The organism is Citrobacter sp. Cu233, assembly GCF_030332225.1.
GTDB lineage: Bacteria > Pseudomonadota > Gammaproteobacteria > Enterobacterales > Enterobacteriaceae > Citrobacter.
Map to the genome: position 1 here is coordinate 197,282 of NZ_JAOWIF010000031.1, position 15,656 is coordinate 212,937.

14 protein-coding genes and 2 tRNA genes are annotated in these 15,656 nt (G+C 49.6%); 6 read left to right on the forward strand and 10 right to left on the reverse strand.

The genetic code is table 11. The features are described from left to right. Positions 1-239 precede the first annotated feature (239 nt). The gene (gene gltX, locus OGX95_RS07385; protein WP_286628979.1) at positions 240-1,655 is read left to right on the forward strand and encodes a glutamate--tRNA ligase; all 1,416 of its coding nucleotides are present in this window, start codon (positions 240-242) and stop codon (positions 1,653-1,655) included. Positions 1,656-1,710: 55 nt separating this feature from the next. Here gltX and OGX95_RS07390 read toward each other — a convergent pair whose 3' ends face one another. Both OGX95_RS07390 and OGX95_RS07395 read right to left on the reverse strand, forming a co-directional pair. Further along, on the reverse strand, positions 1,711-2,103 hold the full coding sequence (locus tag OGX95_RS07390; protein WP_286628980.1) for a MerR family transcriptional regulator: 393 nt from the start codon (positions 2,101-2,103) through the stop codon (positions 1,711-1,713). A 1-nt stretch (position 2,104) separates the two neighbouring features. Then, the gene (locus OGX95_RS07395; protein ID WP_286628981.1) at positions 2,105-2,467 is read right to left on the reverse strand and encodes a YfeC-like transcriptional regulator; all 363 of its coding nucleotides are present in this window, start codon (positions 2,465-2,467) and stop codon (positions 2,105-2,107) included. Positions 2,468-2,688: 221 nt separating this feature from the next. Between OGX95_RS07395 and OGX95_RS07400 the strand changes: the two genes are divergently transcribed. Beyond that, positions 2,689-2,764: transfer RNA gene (locus tag OGX95_RS07400), tRNA-Ala, on the forward strand. Between the two features lie 38 nt (positions 2,765-2,802). Beyond that, positions 2,803-2,878, forward strand: a tRNA-Ala gene (locus OGX95_RS07405). Positions 2,879-3,030: 152 nt separating this feature from the next. Here OGX95_RS07405 and nupC read toward each other — a convergent pair. After that, positions 3,031-4,233 (reverse strand): nucleoside permease NupC, encoded by a 1,203-nt coding sequence (nupC, locus tag OGX95_RS07410; RefSeq protein WP_048210997.1) that lies wholly within the window; start codon positions 4,231-4,233, stop codon positions 3,031-3,033. Positions 4,234-4,506: 273 nt separating this feature from the next. Between nupC and OGX95_RS22995 the strand changes: the two genes are divergently transcribed. Then, the gene (locus OGX95_RS22995) at positions 4,507-4,581 is read left to right on the forward strand and encodes a hypothetical protein (protein WP_420808581.1); all 75 of its coding nucleotides are present in this window, start codon (positions 4,507-4,509) and stop codon (positions 4,579-4,581) included. Beyond that, positions 4,578-5,816 carry an Nramp family divalent metal transporter gene (locus OGX95_RS07415; RefSeq protein WP_286628982.1) on the forward strand — a complete coding sequence of 413 codons (1,239 nt, stop codon included), beginning with the start codon at positions 4,578-4,580 and terminating at the stop codon, positions 5,814-5,816. Before OGX95_RS22995 ends, OGX95_RS07415 begins: the two co-directional genes overlap by 4 nt. Positions 5,817-5,867: 51 nt before the next feature. Here the strand turns inward: OGX95_RS07415 and OGX95_RS07420 are convergent, their stop codons facing one another. The 6 genes from OGX95_RS07420 to mgrA form a co-directional block, all read right to left on the reverse strand. Next, positions 5,868-6,860 (reverse strand): ABC transporter permease, encoded by a 993-nt coding sequence (locus OGX95_RS07420; RefSeq protein WP_286628983.1) that lies wholly within the window; start codon positions 6,858-6,860, stop codon positions 5,868-5,870. Positions 6,861-6,873: 13 nt separating this feature from the next. Next, entirely contained in the window at positions 6,874-8,400 is a 1,527-nt protein-coding gene (locus OGX95_RS07425; RefSeq protein WP_286628984.1) for a sugar ABC transporter ATP-binding protein, read from the reverse strand. A gap of 73 nt (positions 8,401-8,473) precedes the next feature. Next, positions 8,474-9,436: a sugar ABC transporter substrate-binding protein gene (locus tag OGX95_RS07430; protein WP_286628985.1), complete on the reverse strand. Its 963-nt coding sequence runs from the start codon at positions 9,434-9,436 to the stop codon at positions 8,474-8,476. Between the two features lie 45 nt (positions 9,437-9,481). Continuing rightward, a complete protein-coding gene (locus OGX95_RS07435) occupies positions 9,482-10,690 on the reverse strand; it encodes a PfkB family carbohydrate kinase (RefSeq protein WP_286628986.1) in 1,209 nt (402 codons plus the stop codon). A 277-nt stretch (positions 10,691-10,967) separates the two neighbouring features. After that, a complete protein-coding gene (gene ypeC / locus OGX95_RS07440; RefSeq protein WP_005122377.1) occupies positions 10,968-11,294 on the reverse strand; it encodes a DUF2502 domain-containing protein YpeC in 327 nt (108 codons plus the stop codon). A gap of 137 nt (positions 11,295-11,431) precedes the next feature. Beyond that, a complete protein-coding gene (gene mgrA, locus OGX95_RS07445) occupies positions 11,432-12,421 on the reverse strand; it encodes an L-glyceraldehyde 3-phosphate reductase (RefSeq protein WP_286628987.1) in 990 nt (329 codons plus the stop codon). Between the two features lie 183 nt (positions 12,422-12,604). On the opposite strand from mgrA, the gene OGX95_RS07450 reads away from it, so the two are divergent. Beyond that, positions 12,605-14,257, forward strand: a complete 1,653-nt coding sequence (locus OGX95_RS07450; protein ID WP_286628988.1) for an alpha-keto acid decarboxylase family protein — start codon at positions 12,605-12,607, stop codon at positions 14,255-14,257. Here OGX95_RS07450 and OGX95_RS07455 read toward each other — a convergent pair whose 3' ends face one another. Next, positions 14,258-15,493, reverse strand: coding sequence for an ion channel protein (locus OGX95_RS07455; RefSeq protein ID WP_286628989.1), 1,236 nt, complete (start codon positions 15,491-15,493; stop codon positions 14,258-14,260). Between the last annotated feature and the right edge of the window lie 163 nt (positions 15,494-15,656).

A 15,656-nucleotide genomic window follows, 5' to 3' on the forward strand; every position in this document is an offset into this window, starting at 1 on the left:
TATAGGGAGAGTTGAAAATGAGTCAACGCATTTTCTAAAGAAATTGTTCGTTCGTCGTAAATTTAAGCAAAACGATCGCAAAACAATCCATGCCGCATGATTTGTATACGAAAATGGCAAAGCGTGATGTTCCAACCTGAACAACATTGAGGAATCAGACCACAGTGATAGAATACCAGCCTGATAATCTTCCCAGGATTTGCCGGTTGTCGGCATCTTTATAAACGTAAGGCCATTTCATGAAAATCAAAACTCGCTTCGCGCCAAGCCCGACAGGTTACCTGCACGTCGGCGGTGCGCGTACTGCTCTTTATTCCTGGCTTTTTGCACGTAACCATGGCGGTGAGTTTGTGCTGCGTATTGAAGACACCGATCTCGAACGCTCCACTCCGGAAGCTATTGAAGCCATTATGGATGGCATGAACTGGCTGAATCTGGAGTGGGATGAAGGCCCGTATTTCCAGACTAAACGTTTTGATCGTTACAATGCTGTCATCGATGAGATGCTGGAAGCAGGTACGGCATATAAATGCTATTGCTCCAAAGAGCGTCTGGAACAGCTACGTGAAGATCAGATGGCAAAAGGTGAAAAACCACGTTACGACGGTCGCTGCCGTCATAGCCATGAACACCACGCGGACGACGAACCTTGCGTGGTGCGTTTTGCCAACCCGCAGGATGGTTCCGTTATTTTTGACGACCAGATCCGTGGGCCAATCGAATTCAGCAACCAGGAGCTGGACGACCTGATCATCCGCCGTACTGATGGTTCCCCGACCTATAACTTTTGCGTTGTGGTTGATGACTGGGATATGGAAATCACCCACGTCATTCGTGGTGAAGACCATATCAACAACACCCCGCGTCAGATCAACATCCTGAAAGCGTTGAATGCACCGGTCCCGGTTTATGCTCACGTATCGATGATCAACGGCGACGACGGCAAAAAACTCTCTAAACGTCACGGTGCGGTCAGCGTTATGCAGTATCGCGACGACGGCTACCTGCCGGAAGCGTTGCTGAACTATCTGGTACGTCTGGGGTGGTCCAGCGGCGATCAGGAGATCTTCACCCGTGAAGAAATGATCAAACTGTTCTCTCTCGGTGCGGTGAGCAAGTCTGCGAGCGCGTTCAACACTGAAAAACTGCAGTGGTTGAACCACCACTACATTAATGCACTGGCGCCAGAATATGTGGCGACACATCTGCAGTGGCACATCGAGCAGGAAAATATCGATACGCGCGTTGGCCCGCAGTTGTCTGAGCTGGTAAAACTGCTGGGCGAACGCTGCAAGACGCTGAAAGAGATGGCGCAGAGCTGCCGCTACTTCTACGAAGACTTTGCTGAGTTCGATGCCGATGCGGCGAAGAAACACCTGCGTCCGGTTGCTCGTCAGCCGCTGGAAGTGGTTCGCGACAAACTGGCTGCTATCAGCGAATGGACCGCGGAAAACGTGCACCACGCGATTCAGGCAACCGCTGACGAGCTGGAAGTGGGCATGGGTAAAGTCGGGATGCCGCTGCGCGTAGCCGTCACTGGTGCGGGTCAGTCTCCGGCGTTAGACGTTACTGTGCATGCGATTGGTAAATCTCGCAGCATTGAACGTATTAACAAAGCGCTCGCGTTTATTACTGAGCGTGAAAGTCAGCAGTAAGACGGGTTGAGAGATAAAATAACGGCAGGCGCATACCCTGCCGTTTTTTTGGTATTTATTCAGACTCATCAATGCCCAGACGGGTCAGGAAAGTGCGAATACCTTCGCGCGAAATATACATCGCCAGCTTTTCCTGTTCCGTTGGTGACATGTTATCCAGTGCGCTGATTATCTGACGGCAGGCGTGACTGCGAACCACGTGTGTATACTCGGCAAGCGGTTCTTCTGCCTGATAAAATTCTGGCACCTTGCGAAAAGCGGGAATATTGAGAAGAAACTCTCGGACAGCCGCATCAATATGAATAAGCCTTGCGCGACCACCTTTAACACCGGGAAACTTTTCGGTTGTCCAGTTTTGCTCTCTGATCCAGCGATTGACGGTTTGTTTGGCGACACCGAGACATTCAGCCAGCTCTTCGGTGGTCATTTTACTGCGTAATTTTTTCATATTATTTGTTGTCGCGAATCCCTAAGCGTTGTAACAAACCCGTAATGCCTTCACGCAGGATCAGCGACGTAAACATTTTCTGTTCTGATGGCGTCATTTCTTTGGCGAGTCTTATCAGTAGAGCTTCAATGGAGGTGTCACCTGATAAAGATAAACTATCTGATAAGCCTTCCGCTGAACGCTCAGCGCTGCGAATGTATTCACGAACTTGTTCGGTAACGTGAACCAGACGGGCTTTACCGCCCTGAACGCCTGGTTTGGGTGAGGTAGCCCAACCTTCCTTGCGCACCCATTTATTGATGGTCTGTCGGCTGTATCCGGTCAGATTAGCAAGTTCTTCTGGCGTCATCCGTTCCTTGAACATAACGATTCCCTGAATAGTCGTGGGGTTAATTAGTGGTTCATTTTATAGCACCATTTTAGTAGAAACCGTGACGCGTTTAACTACTGAATGCGAGTTGTTGCGCAATGTTCTTCATTTGCCTGCTTTTTCAGCGATTGAATTCTATGAGTTAATTTTGCCGTTGACACACGCGAAGGGAATTCATATGATGCCGCCCGTCAACTCGACAAGCTTTACGTGACGGGGCTATAGCTCAGCTGGGAGAGCGCTTGCATGGCATGCAAGAGGTCAGCGGTTCGATCCCGCTTAGCTCCACCAAATTTAATCCCAATGAATTTGGTACGTAAACGCATCGTGGGGCTATAGCTCAGCTGGGAGAGCGCTTGCATGGCATGCAAGAGGTCAGCGGTTCGATCCCGCTTAGCTCCACCAAAATTGAAACCCTCGCTGAAAAGCGGGGGTTTTTTGCATTTGATTCCTGCCTGCGTTTTTCGTTTATTTGCTTAGATTGCTGGATAACAGACATAAAAAAACCGGGGAGAATCTGAACTCCCCGGTTTGGTAACGGCTGTATTGATGTCGTCTTACAGTACCAGTGCTGCAATGGAAGCAGACAGTACGCTGACCAGTGTAGAACCGTAAACCAGTTTCAGACCAAAGCGGGAAACCACGTTACCTTGCTCTTCGTTCAGGCCTTTAATTGCGCCTGCAATGATACCGATAGAAGAGAAGTTCGCGAAGGAAACCAGGAACACAGAGATAATGCCTTCAGCGCGCGGAGAGAGCGTAGAGGCGATTTTCTGCAGGTCCATCATTGCGACGAATTCGTTGGAAACCAGTTTGGTTGCCATGATACTGCCCACCTGCAGCGCTTCGCTGGACGGCACACCCATCACCCACGCAATCGGGTAGAAGATGTAACCCAGGATGCCCTGGAAGGAGATGCTGTAGCCAAACCAACCGGTAACGGTAGCGAACAGGGCGTTCAGGGCAGCGATCAGCGCGATGAAACCAATCAGCATTGCTGCAACGATAATCGCAACTTTGAAGCCTGCCAGAATGTATTCACCCAACATTTCGAAGAAGCTCTGACCTTCGTGCAGATTGGACATCTGAATATTTTCTTCGCTGGCATCAACGGTATAAGGGTTGATCAGTGACAGAACGATAAAGGTGCTGAACATGTTCAGAACCAGCGCAGCAACAACGTATTTTGGTTCCAGCATCGTCATGTATGCGCCGACGATAGACATGGAAACGGTAGACATCGCTGTTGCTGCCATGGTGTACATGCGGTTGCGAGACATTTTACCGAGGATATCTTTATAGGCGATAAAGTTCTCGGACTGACCCAGGATCAGGGAGCTAACGGCGTTGAAGGATTCCAGTTTGCCCATACCGTTCACTTTGGATAACAGGAAACCAATCGCGCGGATGATAACCGGCAGAACACGGATATGCTGCAAAATACCGATCAGAGCGGAAATGAAGACGATTGGGCAAAGCACTTTCAGGAAGAAGAATGCCAGGCCTTTATCGTTCATGCTGCCGAAGACAAAGTTAGTCCCTTCATTAGCGAATCCGAGCAGTTTTTCAAACATCTCGGAAAAGCCTCTTACAAAGCCCAGGCCGACATCAGAGTTCAGGAAGAACCATGCCAGTAACACTTCAATAACAAGCAATTGAATAACATAACGAATGCGGATTTTTTTACGGTCACTGCTTACCAGCAGTGCGAGTACCGCAACCACGGCAAGGGCCAGGACAAAGTGAAGAACGCGGTCCATATTTGCTCCAAATTTGAGGCAGATTTAGTTTTCGTGCACATTCTATGTAACAACAGTAAAGAAAACGAGATCAAACACACACTATAATAAGGACCTGTGACGAGATTCAAAATTAGTGATCGGTGATACACTTCCGTTATGTTTAGTATGGAAGTGAAAAGTTATGTCACTGTGCTAATCTCATAACAATAATCAAACATCTTACCGGCATTTCCAAATTTCTTACCGTTCCATAGGCAAACGCTATCAGAGAAATCAACTTCACCCATTAAAATGAATTTGATAATCATTCTCAATAAGCGTAGCTTGAAACATAGCAAAGGCTATGTTTCTGAGGCACTAAAATGACTAACGATCGCGTTGAGAGTAGCAGTGGACGGGCAGCGCGCAAGTTGAAGCTCGCATTAATGGGACCTGCGTTCATCGCGGCTATCGGATATATCGATCCCGGTAACTTTGCTACGAATATCCAGGCAGGGGCCAGCTTTGGCTACAAACTGTTGTGGGTTGTGGTCTGGGCAAATCTGATGGCGATGCTGATTCAGGTGCTGTCGGCCAAGCTTGGCATTGCCACCGGCAAAAACCTGGCGGAACAGATCCGTGATCACTATCCTCGTCCAGTGGTTTGGTTTTACTGGGTACAGGCCGAAATTATTGCGATGGCGACCGATCTTGCAGAATTTATTGGCGCTGCGATTGGCTTTAAACTTATCCTTGGCGTTTCGCTGCTGCAGGGGGCTGTGCTCACTGGTATTGCGACATTTTTAATTCTGATGCTGCAGCGTCGCGGGCAAAAACCCCTGGAAAAAGTGATCGGCGGTTTGTTGTTGTTCGTGGCAGCGGCATACATTGTCGAGCTGATTTTTTCCCAACCGAACCTTGCGCAGCTTAGCAAAGGGATGGTTATACCGAGCCTGCCCAATTCCGAAGCGGTGTTCCTGGCGGCCGGTGTGCTTGGTGCCACCATCATGCCGCACGTCATTTATCTGCACTCCTCCTTAACCCAGCATTTGCACGGTGGTACGCGCCAACAGCGTTACGCAGCGACGAAATGGGATGTGGCAATCGCCATGACGATTGCTGGATTTGTGAATCTGGCAATGATGGCGACAGCAGCAGCCGCATTTCACTTTAGCGGGCATACCGGTATTGCAGACCTGGACCAGGCCTATCTGACGCTTGAACCGCTGCTGAGTCATGCTGCGGCTACCGTATTTGGTTTAAGCCTGGTGGCAGCAGGGCTTTCCTCTACTGTGGTTGGTACGCTGGCGGGGCAGGTGGTTATGCAAGGGTTTATCCGCTTTCATATCCCGCTCTGGGTGCGCCGTAGCGTCACCATGATGCCGTCATTTATCGTCATCCTGATGGGCCTGGATCCCACCCGTATTCTGGTCATGAGTCAGGTACTACTGAGTTTCGGTATCGCGCTGGCGCTGGTACCACTCCTGATATTCACCAGCAACAGTACGTTAATGGGGGATTTGGTTAACACTGTCTGGGTTAAATATGTTGGCTGGGTGATTGTGGTGCTGGTGGTGGCGCTGAATATCTGGTTGCTCGTCGGGACCGCGCTCGGACTGTAACAGGAATTTCATCTGCTGTGGTTACCCGGTCAAGCCGGGCAACCCTCATTATTATTTTTTATTTAAGTGGCTACGGTATGTATCAAGTACCACTGCAACGATTATTACGGCTCCTGTTATAAAACGTTTTGTCGGCTCGCTTGCGCCAATTTGCGCCAGTCCCGCCGCCAGAACGGAAATAATCAACGCGCCAAGAAACGTACAGATAATAGAGCCACGTCCTCCCATCAGGCTCGTGCCGCCAATCACAACTGCGGCAATCACCTGTAGTTCCATGCCAACGCCGCTATTGGGGTCGGCGGCTTCAAGACGGGCAACCTGAAACAGCGACGCCAGGCCGGATAATCCCCCCATCAAGGCAAAGACTGCGACCTTATAAGGACCTGGATTTATACCTGACAATCGAACGGCTTCTTCATTGGTGCCAATACCGATCAAATGGCGACCAAATACGGTTCGCGTCAGCACCAGATGCCCTGCAACAATGACAACGATCGCGATAATAAAAGAAGGGGAGACGCCAAAGAGAATGGGGTCGGCTAAATAATCATAAATAGAACCGATATACGCGGTCCGCGAGTCAGTTAACTGATATGCTGCTCCGCGGGCCATTTCCAGAACGCCCAGTGAGACGATAAACGCCGGAATACGCCAGGCAACGGTAATCAGGCCCGTTAACGCTCCAACGAATGTGGCGAGTGCTACGCCTGAAAGCGCGGCAAGCCAGGGCGTCCAATGAAAATTTAAATAGGTGACGCTGACGACTGCAGCAGCAAGCGCCAGCAACGATCCAACGGAAAGGTCGATGCCGGCAATGATTAAGATAAATGTCATCCCCACCGACATAACGATTAAATCGGGGATCTGATTCGCAATAGTGCTGAAAGTGTTCATGCTCCAGAAATGAGAACTGAGGCATGAAAATAGGACGATCATTGCGGCTAACGCCCCGAGCAACCCGATATAGCTACTTAGGCCTTTCCATGACGTCGGTGTATTTCTTTTCTCTGCTGCCGCTTGTTTTGTCGCAAAATTGTTTTTCATCTTTTATCCCCGGCTACTCGCTGACAGTCTCTTCTGAATGCTGATAGGCCGAAAATGCAGCCGCTAAAATGCGATCCTGGCTCCAGTTATCACGTGTAAATGTGTTCACTAACTTGCCATCGGAAATGACCGCAATACGATCGCAAACCAGCATCAGTTCGCGTAGGTCACTGGAAACGACAACAACGCCTTTTCCCTTCGCCGTTAACGTATTCAGCAATTGATAAATATCTTGTTTGGCACCTACATCAATACCGCGAGTCGGCTCATCAAATAAGACGACTTCACAGTCTCGTTCCAGCCACCGGCTAATGAGAACTTTCTGCTGATTACCACCTGACAGGCTTTCCACGGCCTGTGAGGTATTCGTTGTACGAACGCCTAAACTTTTGATGTGCTTATTCGCTAATGTGGTTTCACTCAATGCGTTAACGACCGACAGATGGCTAATTTTCTCGCTGTTACCCAACGAGATATTTGCGGCAACCGACTGTGGTAGCAGAAGCCCTTCACCTTTACGATCCTCCGTGACTAAGGCGATACCGTGTCGGATAGCTTGTGCAGGCGAACGGATCACCACTGGTTTTAGTGGAGTACCAATCAGTAATGTGCCACTGTCTATTTTGTCCGCGCCAAAAATAGCGCGTAGCAGCTCGGTCCTGCCAGAGCCGACAAGACCACTAATGCCGAGCACTTCGCCACTGTGCAAGGTAAACGACGTGTCCCGAATAATTTTTCCACGCTTAAAATTTTCCACTTTCAGGATGGGTTGACCGGCCTGGCGTCCACTTAAATCAAATGAACTTTCTAAATCGCGGCCGACCATCAACGAAACAAGTTGATCGCTGGTATAACGTTTAATATCGTCCACGCAAACCAAATGACCATCACGTAGCACCGCGATGTCATCAGCAATCATCGCAAGCTCATCCAGTCGGTGAGAAATATAAATTATTGAAACGCCTCGGGCTTTGAAGATCGCTATTTGTTTAAATAGCAGTTCGACCTCACGACTACTGAGCATGGCCGTCGGTTCATCCAGAATAAGTATCCGGCTTTCACCAATCAGGTTTCTGGCGATTTCGATCATCTGTTGGTGACCAATCCCCAATTCGCCCACCAGCGTATTTGGATCGACGGATTGCAGCCCAACCATTGCCATTACCGGACGGGCCATTTCTGCGAGTTTTTTTCGATCGATCCAGCCGAATCGATGCGGAAGTTGTTCGAGAAATAAGTTCTCTGCAACCGACAACGTAGGCAGTAAATTGAGTTCTTGCATAACCATGCGAACACCCAGCTTTTCCGCCTCTTTTCGGCTCGCAGGTGCGTAAGGCTGCCCCTGATAAACCATTTTCCCGGTCGTTGCGTTGGTTAACCCGCCGATAATTTTTGATAACGTACTTTTCCCGGCACCGTTTTCTCCCGTCAGGGCCAGTACTTTTCCTGGATATAATGCTAGCGTCACATCCACCAAAACAGGTTCACTGTAGGTTTTACCTACCCCCTGTATTGTGAGGATTTCTTGCCCACTTTTCATATTCTGGCCTTATCCGGTAAGCCGCTCTGATACTCAACTGATGCCAGTACCACAGCGGCGCACTGTTATCCGCTTATTGTTTGACGATCAGTTTTATTGGGGTTTCTACGTTGCTGGAGAGCTCACTCTGTTTTTTGCCATTTTTTAAGGCATCAAGGGCAGCATCAATACCAAATACAGCTTGTTGAGAGGCAAATTGGTCCGCAGTTGCTAAAACACGACCGTCATTTAACATAGGCTTAATTGCTTCGATATTGTCATAGCCGACAACCAGAACCTGTCCTTTTTTGCCGGCAGAGCGGATGGCGGAAACGGCACCTAATGCCATATTATCGTTATCGGCTAACAGTGCTTTGATATCAGGATACTCACTTAACATTGCTGCCGCGACCGCATTGGCGTTGTTAATCTCCCACTGGCCAGATTGAACAGAGACGACTTTCATGCCACCCTGCGCCATTGCATTTTGGAAGCCCAGAGTACGTTGCTGAGAGTTGCTGGAGGTAGGGATGCCTTCAATAATGCCAACCTGATCGCCGGCCTTAAGATGCTTCGCTAAATAATCGCCAATTTCTTTTGCACCTTTTTGGTTATCCGGGCCAACAAAAGGAATATTCAGGTTTTTATCTTTAAGTACACCGTCATCAAATTTGTTATCAATGTTGATGACAATAATACCTGCATCAATTGCCTTCTTAATGACCGGTACAAGGGCTTTCGAGTCTGATGGCGCAATGATAATCGCATCGGCTTTTGAGACAATCATTTGTTCAACGATCTGGATTTGATTTGCCGTATCCGTTTCGTTTTTGATGCCGTTAGAAATCAAATCAAACTTGTCGGCATTTTTTTTCTGATACTCTTTTGCTCCGGTTTCCATGGTCAGGAAAAACTCATTTGCCAGTGACTTCATCACCAGCGCGACTTTAGGTTTATGCGTCTGAGTATCGGCGGCAAAAGTGGGAGCGGTGAAAGTGGCGGAAAGCGCTAAACCGACTGTGGCACCGATAACACGATAAAACATTTTATTTTTCATGAGATTATCCTATAGGTGTAGGGGGCTGAATGATGCTCTAAACAGCTACTGCATACGATGATAAACGAGTGAATTGTTGGGCATGTTTGATGCACCTTTACGTTCAACTTTCAACGATGCAAACGCAGAAGCGTACTGCGCTGCATTGATGAGTCCTTTACCGTTTGCAATGCATGCAGCCAGTGCCCCGGTAAAGGCATCGCCTGCTCCACTGGTATCGACCACGGCTGATTTATAGGCAGGAATATGCGTGAAAACTGTGCCATCAAAGATCAGACAACCGTCGCTACCTAACGTGATAATGACGCATTTTGCGCCTTGCACATAAATGCTCCTGGCGGCATTTTTGGCCGAATAGATATCAATAATGTTGATACCAGATAACGCTTCAGCTTCAATTCTGTTTGGCGTAATAATGTCAATTAAATGCAATATTTCTTTGATCTCTGAAACATAAGGCGCCGGGTTCAGGACAACCAGCGATTTTCCCAGTTTTGCCTGCATGATAGCGAAACGCGTGATCGGGAAATTGTTCTCCAGTTGGGTTAAAAAAACTTTGCAATTACGGATGGTATCAATATCCAATAGAATATCTTCCTGGGTAAATGTTTCATTGGCCCCAAGATCGATACTGATCATATTGTCACCCGTGGCACCTGAAACCCATACCATTGCAATGCCCGTGGATGACATTTCATTTTCAAAAAAAGAAAAAGAAGAAATTTCAGTGTTGGTTAAATATCTTTTGGCTTTTTTTGAAAATTCATCGGCTCCTAACTTAACGGTGAGATGAACATTGTTATTGATTTTAGCTGCGGCAACCGCCTGGTTTGTGCCTTTTCCTCCGGCATAAAAACGGGTGGCAGAGGCTCGGATGGTCTGGCCAATCTGAGGAAATGTCGTCGTTTCAGAAACAATATCTATATTAAATGAACCAAGTATGTAAATGCTATCATCTATATAGCTATTTTGTTTGGCGTGAGTAGAAACCGATACAATTTCTTCTCTGTGGCTTTTGAACCCATTCAATATGGTGTTGGTGAAAGACTGTTCAAATAATGATTCATCAGATGCGCTTTTTAATTGCGCACCACCATGAAATAACGAGAAAAGGCTATTCTGACTTAATTCATTTAAGTCATTACGGATCGTGCGAGTTGTGACAGATAATTCCTTTGCTAATTCACTAACATAAACCTTTTTATCGGTGACTAACTTAACCCGAATGGCCTTTTGTCGTTCTTGTTTTTTCATTAGCGCTCACCCCAGGTTTTATAATATTAAATTAATGTTAATATTTATCGCGCAAAGTTCAAAAAAAACACGATAAATCGGAATTTTTTTTTCCGATTTTGCGAATTTGTGAAATGAACAGGAAATTTACGGGAAAACAGGGGAGAGCGGATGTGAACGCTCGTCATCTGGCGATTGACAAAGCGTGATGCAAAAAGGGCCTATGCATAGATACAGGCCCTGGGTAACTCGATGATTTGTGTGAACAGTACTCCCCGTATGATGGGGTTTTTTTACATTAATGGCGGTGCCCGTGGCCACGTCCACGCCCGCGATGGTCATCGCGATCGTTCCAGCCTTCACGATAGCCACGCTCATAAGCTTTGCGCTTATCCCAGCCGCGATGATAGCCGTTGTCATGACGCCACCAACGATTTTTACGCCATTCATAATTATGGTGCCAGTAATCCCGGTCACGCCAGCGCCCACCGTCCCAGTAGTTGCCGTAGTTATCGCGATCGCCAATTTGTAATTTAATTGACGGCAGCAGGGTGATTTCGCCAGCGTTTGCGGCCAGCGGTGCAAAAGCCAATAAGACTGCCGCCAGAATCAATGATCTGAACATTCTTTCTCTCCTTCACGATCGAGCCGTAGCCGGCCTGTTAACGCAATATTACGGGGCAGTAAAGCCCCGTTTCATCGCCTTAACTCTTAAATGATCTGAGAGAGCACTTTTTGTTAATAAATGTGTCTTTATTTCCATCAACCCAGGATGGTGTCGATCTCCGCACACTCTTCGGGAGAGAAATGACGGTTTGCCAGCATGCCAACGGCATCTTCAATTTGCGCAGGTTTGCTGGCGCCAATCAGTACTGATGTCACTTTATCATCGCGAAGAACCCAGGCTAACGCCATCTGAGACAGTTTTTGTCCCCGGCGCCCGGCCAGCGCATTCAGGGCACGGACTTTTTCCAGTTTTTGTGGGGTGATCTGGTCTGGGTTGAGAAAACGACTGGCACTCGCTGCCCGGGAATCCGCCGGAATACCGTTCAGATAGCGGTCAGTTAATTGCCCGCCAGCCAGCGGGGAAAAGGCGATACTGCCAACACCTTTCTCCTGTAAGAGTGACAGCAGTCCCCCCTCAACCTCGCGCTCAAACATAGAATATTTCGGTTGGTGGATGAGACATGGCGTCCCTAAATCATCGAGTATTTCGATCGCCTGTCTGGCGAGATCCGTCGGATAGTTAGAGAGTCCTACGTACAACGCTTTCCCCTGACGCACAATATGATCCAGCGCTTTCATGGTTTCTCTGAGCGGTGTTTGGGGATCGGGGCGGTGATGATAGAAGATATCAACATACTCCAGCCCCATACGTTTCAGGCTTTGATCGAGGCTGGCAATAAGGTACTTGCGCGACCCCCAGTCACCGTAGGGACCTTCCCACATGGTATAGCCCGCTTTGGTCGAGATTATCAGTTCATCCCGGTACGATAAAAAATCTTCCTGCAGGATACGACCGAAGTTTCGTTCAGCCGACCCCGGCGGCGGACCGTAGTTATTCGCCAGATCAAAATGGCTGATCCCCAGATCGAAGGCGTGCTGTAACAAGGTCCGGCTGTTTTCGACTTGAGTGGTATCACCAAAATTGTGCCACAGACCCAGGGAGACAATCGGCAGTTTGAGCCCGCTCTGACCGCAGCGGCGGTATTCCATTGTGTGATAGCGATTTTCGTTAGCCTGATAAACCATGTCGCCTCCTTCCAGAACATATGTGTCTTTCAGTGTATACGGTTACACAATCGATTCTTCAAGGCAATTTTATTCGCCAAAACTGTACATCCTGCTTTCCACCCCCTTCACGGCGACATTCCTGGACAGTCATCACAGTTCTTCGATACTCAACATGAGGTTACCGTCAGAAGGATAGCTGTCATGCAAACCCCGTATTCCATTGCTGATTATCTGCTGGACAGGCTGGCAGGCTGTGGCATTGACCATCTGTTTGGTGTGCCGGGCGATTACAATTTGCAGTTTCTTGACCACGTTATTGACCACTCAAGTGTGCGTTGGGTCGGGTGTGCGAATGAATTGAATGCGGCGTATGCCGCGGATGGCTACGCCCGGGTAGTCGGAGCGGGCGCGCTGCTTACCACTTTTGGTGTGGGCGAATTAAGCGCAATTAATGGCATTGCAGGAAGTTACGCGGAATACGTTCCTGTCCTGCATATTGTCGGGGCCCCATGTCGCAGCGCTCAGCGTCGTGGCGAGTTAATGCATCACACCCTTGGCGACGGTGACTTTCAGCATTTCTACCGTATGCAACAGTCAGTGACGGTAGCCAGTGCTGTGCTGGATGAACAAAATGCCTGCTATGAAATTGACCGTGTGCTGCAGGCGATGTTAACCGAAAGACGACCAGGTTACCTGATGCTACCTGCTGATGTTGCGAAACAACCTGCTACACCACCGAGTGACATACTTATTGTTCCCTTAAGCGAGCCGGAAAGAAGTGTCGCTGCTGCATTTCGCTATCATGCGCGTGAGCAGTTGCTGGACAGTTCGCGAGTGTCACTATTAGCCGATTTTCTCGCGCTACGCTTTGGCTTGCAGCCCGTTTTACAACGCTGGATGACAGAAACGCCGATGGCTCATGCCACGCTGTTGATGGGCAAAGGATTGTTTGACGAGCGACATCCGGCGTTTGTTGGCACATACAGTGCGGGGGCCAGCAGTGATTATGTGCGCCAGGCGATAGAAGATGCCGATACGATTATTTGCGTCGGTACCCAGTTTGTTGACACGCTGACTGCCGGGTTTACGCAAAACTTACCTCTCGAGCGAACTATTGAGGTTCAACCTCATGCGTCGCGGGTTGGAGGGAGCTGGTTTAACATCCCTATGGAACAGGCGGTCACTACGCTACGGGAACTGTGCCTGGAAATGTCGTTTTCGCTTCCGCCTGAACGTCCTTGTGCCGGGCGTCTGCAGGTTGAGAAAGGCCCTCTGACGCAGGGGAATTTCTGGCATACGGTGCAGCAGTATCTGGCCCCCGACGACATTATTCTTGTCGATCAGGGGACCGCAGCATTTGGCGCAGCTGCGCTGTCGCTTCCTGCTGGGGCGGAGGTACTGGTCCAGCCGCTGTGGGGGTCAATCGGTTACGCTTTGCCTGCTGCTTTCGGGGCGCAAACGGCCTTCCCGCACCGTAGGGTGATCCTGATTATTGGCGATGGCGCGGCACAGCTCACCATTCAGGAATTGGGTACCATGCTTAGAGACGGGCAAACTCCTGTTATTTTACTGCTCAATAATGACGGTTATACCGTGGAACGTGCCATTCATGGTGCGAACCAACGATACAATGATATCGCCGGATGGAGCTGGACGCTGGTGCCACAGGCGCTAAGTCGTGAATGCCAGGCGGAATGCTGGCGCGTGAAGCAGGCTGTCCAACTGGAAGAGGTTCTGGCTCGTCTGGTAAAACCGCAACGCCTCTCGTTGATAGAAGTGGTGTTGCCGAAAGCTGACCTTCCTGAACTCTTGCGCACGGTGACCCGTGCGCTGGAATCCCGTAACGGGGGGTAGCTACTTATCGGGACGGTCAGCAATCATCATTGGTTTTCCGGCTAATAGCAGCCAGGCAGGAAGCATAACGATGCACAACAGCGGTAGTAGGGTGGTGTCCGGCACCACCACTGCCGCCATAAACAGACTCAGCCATGCATCACGAGTGACGACCAGTACCAGTCCCATAATGGCGCAGGAGACCGTAATCGCGGCAGGAACGGCTTCGACATGGGCGTGCAGCATCAGCCCCAGCGCGACGCCAACGAATACCGCGGGGAAAATCCGCCCACCGCGAAAACCACTCGCTGCAGCCACGACCAGCGCTGCCAGCTTTATCACCGCCAGCATGAAATAGTCTGAGGCTCCCAGCGTCTGGCTAAATGCCATTTGCTGCATCTCATCCAGGCCCTTAAACAGGGTCAGTGGTCCTCCGATAACACCCAGAATACCAAGGATAAAGCCTCCAACGCCGAGGATCAGCACCGGGTGTTTCAGGCGATGTATCAGATGGTGCAAACGAGGCAGGCACCACACGGCCACCATCCCCGCTGCGATAGCAATGGCAGCAACGACCGCGCCGCTGAAGATATCGACCAGATGCATCTGCGTATAGTGCGCGATGGGCAATGAAAAGTGGGGATGAAAGAACAGGCTGGTGGTGAGTGATCCTGCCGCGGCGGCCATTAACGGTGCGAACAGACGGTCCCATAGGGGGACATCGTTGGAGCTGTTCAGCGTTTGCGAAAAGACCAGCGCAGCGGCAACTGGGGTGCCAAATAGCGCCCCGATGGTGCCAGCAGAGGCGAGGATGGTCCAGTCCAGCTTTGCAATTCGCGGAAACATGCGGCTACCTATCGCCACTGCCAGCGCAATGTTAACGGTCATGATGGGGTGCTCTGGGCCCAAACTGACGCCACCCGCGAGGCCAATAATCAGGGCCGCCAGCAGTCCTGGCAACGCAGAGGTCGAGACGGGCATACCGATTAAGGGTTCGCAGGCTGGGTCAGGGCCAGCATGACCATGACTGTAGCGGATGATGAGCCCGACCATGACCCCGGCAAGCGTGAGCATAGCAATAATCCAGAATGGAGAATCTTGGGCAATACCGATGCTTATGGGCAGACGTTCCCACAAAAATTGCTGTAAAACGGAAGCCACTTTCATCACAGCAATCAGCACCAGACTGGACGCTACACCAATCAGTAACGCAGGTGTTGATAGCAAGAGCATCGTTCTGGCTCGCGGATGGAGCATTTTCTATTCCTTAATGCAGAGTCATAGAGGTAGTTTGCACAGCCTGCCCAACGGCATCGCTGCAAATGGTGCTGAAACGATAAAGTAATTCTGTGACCTGGATCGATATTCCACGGGCATCAGCCTTCAGGGCGTTGTTGTTATGCCCCCATGAATTTACAGT